Genomic DNA, 5,288 nt, shown 5'->3' on the forward strand with positions numbered 1-5,288 from the left:
GACATAGTCGCGTTAGATGTGAAACAGATAGTGACCAAAGCATTTATTAAGATGCACAGGAAAGTTTCCTTAACCGTATAACACCAACGCTTCAAGGTGTTATACATATTTAACTTTCCTAAGCTACAAGAAAGCAGCTCCGCTGCGTTATCCAAGTCACGCTTCATGTGACTAACGCGGATATTAAGAGGTCTAAGAAAGTTCCCTTAACCGCATAACACCAACACTTCAAGGGGTTATGCATATTTTAACTTTCTTAAGCTATGAAAAAGTCTTACGAATAGAAGGTGAAAAATGAACGATAATATTATTGAAGTCAAAAACCTGAAAACATATTTTTATATGTCAAGTGGAATTGCCAAGGCAGTAGACGGTGTCAGCTTCACCTTGAAAAAAGGGGAAACCATGGGCATTGTTGGAGAATCAGGTTCAGGTAAAAGTGTTACCGCTTCATCAATCATGCGATTGGTGGCCAAACCTGCAGGCAGGATAACCGATGGACAAATACTCTTTGAAAATAAAGACATAGTAAAGATGAAAGAGAAAGAGCTTCGCACTATGAGAGGCAAGGACATATCCATGATATTCCAGGATCCAATGACATCTCTTGACCCGGTATATAAAATCGGCGACCAGATAGTTGAAGTAATCAAAGTTCACCAAAAGGTATCCACCGAAGAAGCAAGAAAGATGGCCATAGAATCACTTGAAATGGTGGGAATACCTGAGGCTGCAAGCAGAATAAATGCATATCCTCATGAATTTTCAGGAGGCATGAGACAAAGAGTCATGATAGCTATGGCAATTGTCTGCAATCCCAAGCTTATTATTGCTGACGAACCAACTACGGCTCTTGACGTAACGGTACAGGCACAGGTTTTAGATTTACTTAAGGATCTTCAGAAAAAGATGAACACATCAATCCTTATAATCACTCACAACCTGGGAGTAATATGGGAAGTATGTGATACGGTAATGGTAATGTACGCCGGTAAAACCGTTGAATATGCAAAAGCAACAACCTTATACGACAAACCACTGCATCCATATACATGGGGACTGCTTGATTCCATGCCGAAGCTTAGCCAGGATACGGATAAACCGTTGAAGGCTATAAAAGGATCTCCTCCCGATTTGAAGCTAACCGGTAGTTCATGCAATTTCCACAACAGGTGCCCTTATGCTCAGGATTTGTGTATGGAAAAGGCACCTGGTTTAATCGAAATCGAAGAGGGTCATTTTGTATCTTGTCATTTTCAGACAAAAGAAATGAAACTTAAGAGAAAGGAGGATGAATAATGAATGATCCGGTATTGAAAGTCGAAAATCTGTCAAAAACTTTTAAAATCAAAGGTACAAAACTTTTCGAAAAACCTAAGATATTAAAAGCAGTCAATGATGTATCTTTCGAAGTAATCGAAGGAGAAACACTTGGAGTTATCGGTGAATCGGGATGTGGAAAAACCACTCTCGGCAAATGCATTATTCAGCTTCACAATCCCTCCTCGGGAGAAATACTATACAATGATAAAAAAATCAACGGATTAAAAAATTCAGACCTGAAGAATGTCAGAAAAGATATACAAATAATTTTCCAGGACCCCTATTCTTCACTGGATCCAAGAAAAACTGTCGGTGCAATCATTGAAGAACCAATGATTATTCACAACATAGGAACTCCCGTTGAAAGAAAACAAAAGGTCATTGAATTACTGAAAGAAGTCGGTCTCGATACCTTCCATGTAAACAGATATCCACATGAATTCAGCGGTGGTCAGAGGCAGCGGATAAACGTAGCAAGAGCTCTCGCTCTAAATCCAAAGGTCATCGTATGCGATGAGCCTGTATCGGCTCTTGATGTTTCAGTACAGGCACAGGTTTTAAATCTATTTAAAAACCTACAAAAAAAATTCAATCTCACTTATATATTCATTTCACATGATTTAAGTGTAGTAAAATATATAAGTGACAGAATTGCAATTATGTATCTAGGCAAAATAATAGAACTGGGAGATTCTAAAAACATATACAAGGATCCTAAACATCCTTATACAAAAGCTTTATTTTCGGCAATCCCCCCTGAAAGCCCTTTTGAAAATAAAGAAAAATTCGAGTTGATAGGAGACATCCCAAGTCCGCTTAATCTTCCAAAGGGATGTCCCTTGTCAACCAGATGTCCATACTGCATGGATATTTGCAGACAGAAAATGCCCGAACTGAAAAAAATTGATAAAAAACATGAAGTAGCATGCTTTTTATACAATCAATAAAACGACAGGAGAAATCTAAATGAGTGAAATGATGAAAGATAAATTTTGGTCCATAATAGATAATAGGAAAGATGAACTTATTAAACTGGTATCAGACCTGATTAAAATACCAAGTGAAAACCCAACAGGAAATGTAGAGGAAATAACAAAATTCATATCCGGGTATTTGAATGAAAGTAAAATTCAATACGATATAATCAGATCAAAAAAAGAATTTCCTAATATTGTGGCAAAGCTGGGAAATGATAATGGAAAAACAATAATTCTTAATGGCCACGCAGACGTTGTTCCCGTTGGCGATTTAAATAAATGGAACTTCGAACCTTTTTCAGGAGAAATTACAGATACGCAAATACTTGGAAGAGGTACCTCGGACATGAAAGCTGGTCTTGCAGGGATAATCTTTGCAACTAGAATACTTGCCGAGGAAAATGCAAAACTTAAAGGTAAAATCATTCTGCACATAGTTCCTGATGAAGAAACCGGCGGCGACTTTGGAACCAAATGGTTGCTGGATAATGGATATTCCTATGATGCCGATGCCTGCCTTGTGGCTGAGCCAACCTCAAACAGCAATGTTGAAGTAGGTCAAAAGGGATCTACATGGTTTAAAATCAAATCCTATGGAAAATCAGCCCACGGAAGTATAGGCAACTATGTAGGTGAAAATGCCATTACCAAACTTATGAAGATCCTTTCTGAAATTGAAAAATTTACTGAAATAAAAGGAATCTATGACGAAAATCAACAAAAGGTTCTTACAGATTCTAAAACAATAGCCAAAAGAGCGCTTAAAGCTGAAGGCGTCGAAAATGTAATAGACCACGTTGCTGTAAACATAGGAACAATAACCGGCGGCATCAAAACCAACATGGTTCCGGATTATTGTGAAGCAACAATAGATATCAGAATACCAATAGGTGTTTCAGGTTCCGACATAGAAAAGAAATTCAATGAAATAATCGAAAAACTCAATATAGAGAATATAGAATACGAATTCAACTGGAATTCTGAAGCCAATTACACTGATGTTGATAATGACATAGTAAGGGCTGCAGTTAAAAATGCAGAAAATGTCTGGGGAAGTGAAGTTCTCCCTGCATATCAATGGGCCTCCAGTGATGCAAGGTATTACCGTTACAACAATATTCCAACAATACAGTACGGACCTGCAAATACGGAAGGAATCCACTCATACAACGAAAATGTAGATATTGAAGACGTTGTCAATTCAACCAAGATATATCTTGGCATTCTAACAGATTTATTGGAGATAGAATAAACTCCAGGAGGCTTATATGTCCATACTAATTAAAAACGGGCAAGTTTTTGACGTGAACAAAGGTTTCTTTGTCGAAAAGGACATACTGGTGTCTGATTCGAAAATCAAATCCCTTGAAAAAGGTATAGGTCCCAGCGAAGGGACTATAGTCATCAATGCAGAAAACAAAAAAATATTCCCGGGATTTATAGATGCCCATTCTCATTTGGGAATGTGGACCAACACCCAGAACGGCAACGATGCAAATGAATGCGTCCAGCCTCTAACTCCACTGATGAGAGCTATAGATGGAGCAAATCCCCAGGACAAGGGTTTTACCGACGCTGTCAAGGCAGGTTTTACCACTATAATGATAACCCCAGGCAGCGGCAATGCACTGGGAGGACAGGCTGCAGTAATCAAGACTTGTGGAAGCACAATTTCCGAAATGACGGTCAATCCCTATGCTGCTCTTAAGATTGCCTTTGGTGAAAATCCTAAAAACGTATATGGATCCATGGGAAAATCTCCTTCTTCAAGGATGTCTACATATTCATTGCTTGAAGAAGAATTTGAAAAAGCCCTTTTGTACAGGGAAAAGGTATTGAAAGATGAAACCCTAAAGGATTTCTATTGGGATACCTATCTGCCTGTACTTAACAGGAAGATACCTGTTAAAATTCATGCTCACAGAGCCGACGATATAATGTCGGGAATCAGACTGGCTGAAAAATTCAATCTTAAATATACACTTGATCACTGCACCGAAGGCCACCTTATTGTTGACGAACTGGTTTCAAGAAATGTACCTATATTGACAGGACCGCCTCTTATGTTCAAGTCGAAACAGGAATTGAAAAACTCAACAATAAATACGTCAAAAATCCTAATGGAAGCGGGATGTCTTGTTTCATTGACTACTGATCACCCTTTTTCAAATATCAGCTATTTAGCAACTGCCGCTGGAATGATTGTCAAGGAAGGACTTAAATATTCAGAAGCTGTCAAAATGATTACAATAAATCCTGCAAAAGCAATGGGTCTGGAAAAAAGCATTGGAAGCATAGCTGAAGGCAAGGATGCTGATATTGTCATTTTTGACGGTGATCCCCTCGAAATAAGAACAAATACTGAAACTACAATAATAAAGGGCAAAATTGTCTACAACCGCTCCAACGCCAAGTAATACAGGGAGGAAAAAATGCTTCTATTAAAAAATGGTAAAATCTTCACATTGAACAATAATAAAATATTGTATGGAGACATACTTATTGATAAAGGTAAAATCCTGGCAATCGATTCAAATATAACCTCGCCTGGAACTAAAACAATTAATTTACATCAAAGTATTGTAATGCCTGGGCTAATAGACTGCAGCACTTCTCTGGGTCTGATTGAATCAGCTTCAGGACTTCCCGGAGATGATTCCAATGAAAAATACGAAAATGTGATTTCCGATTTGAAATCAATTAACGGAATAAACTACAATGATGAATATTTTAAACAGGCTGTTTCTTCAGGTATCACCACTGTTGTAATCAATTCTGGAAATACCAATGTCATTGGAAGTCAAAGCTGCGCAGTCAAAACAAGGGGAAAATCCCTTTACGATTCCATGATTTCAGAATCAACAGACATATGCTGCACAATTGGTGATGGACCAAAAAAATGGAACATAGATAAGCAGGAATCACCTCTTTCTAGAATGGGTATAATCAACATATTAAGGGAAAACCTGTACAATTCAAGAGTTTATC

Annotated in this window: 5 protein-coding genes; all 5 read left to right on the plus strand. The window is 37.9% G+C overall.

The features are described 5' to 3' along the window. Positions 1-294 precede the first annotated feature (294 nt). Positions 295-1,299 carry an ABC transporter ATP-binding protein gene (locus tag AC3AX0_RS06650; RefSeq protein ID WP_487549522.1) on the plus strand — a complete coding sequence of 335 codons (1,005 nt, stop codon included), beginning with the start codon at positions 295-297 and terminating at the stop codon, positions 1,297-1,299. After that, complete coding sequence (locus AC3AX0_RS06655) at positions 1,299-2,270, plus strand: ABC transporter ATP-binding protein (RefSeq protein WP_487549523.1); 972 nt, start codon at positions 1,299-1,301, stop codon at positions 2,268-2,270. Before AC3AX0_RS06650 ends, AC3AX0_RS06655 begins: the two co-directional genes overlap by 1 nt. A 19-nt stretch (positions 2,271-2,289) precedes the next feature. After that, positions 2,290-3,552 (plus strand): M20 family metallopeptidase, encoded by a 1,263-nt coding sequence (locus AC3AX0_RS06660; protein ID WP_487549524.1) that lies wholly within the window; start codon positions 2,290-2,292, stop codon positions 3,550-3,552. 16 nt (positions 3,553-3,568) lie between these two features. After that, on the plus strand, positions 3,569-4,717 hold the full coding sequence (locus tag AC3AX0_RS06665; protein WP_487549525.1) for an amidohydrolase: 1,149 nt from the start codon (positions 3,569-3,571) through the stop codon (positions 4,715-4,717). A gap of 15 nt (positions 4,718-4,732) precedes the next feature. Further along, positions 4,733-5,288, plus strand: a 556-nt coding sequence (locus tag AC3AX0_RS06670) for an amidohydrolase family protein (protein WP_487549526.1), incomplete at its 3' end; no start/stop codon positions are given.

The sequence above is a fragment of the Dethiosulfatibacter sp. genome, from assembly GCF_983023055.1.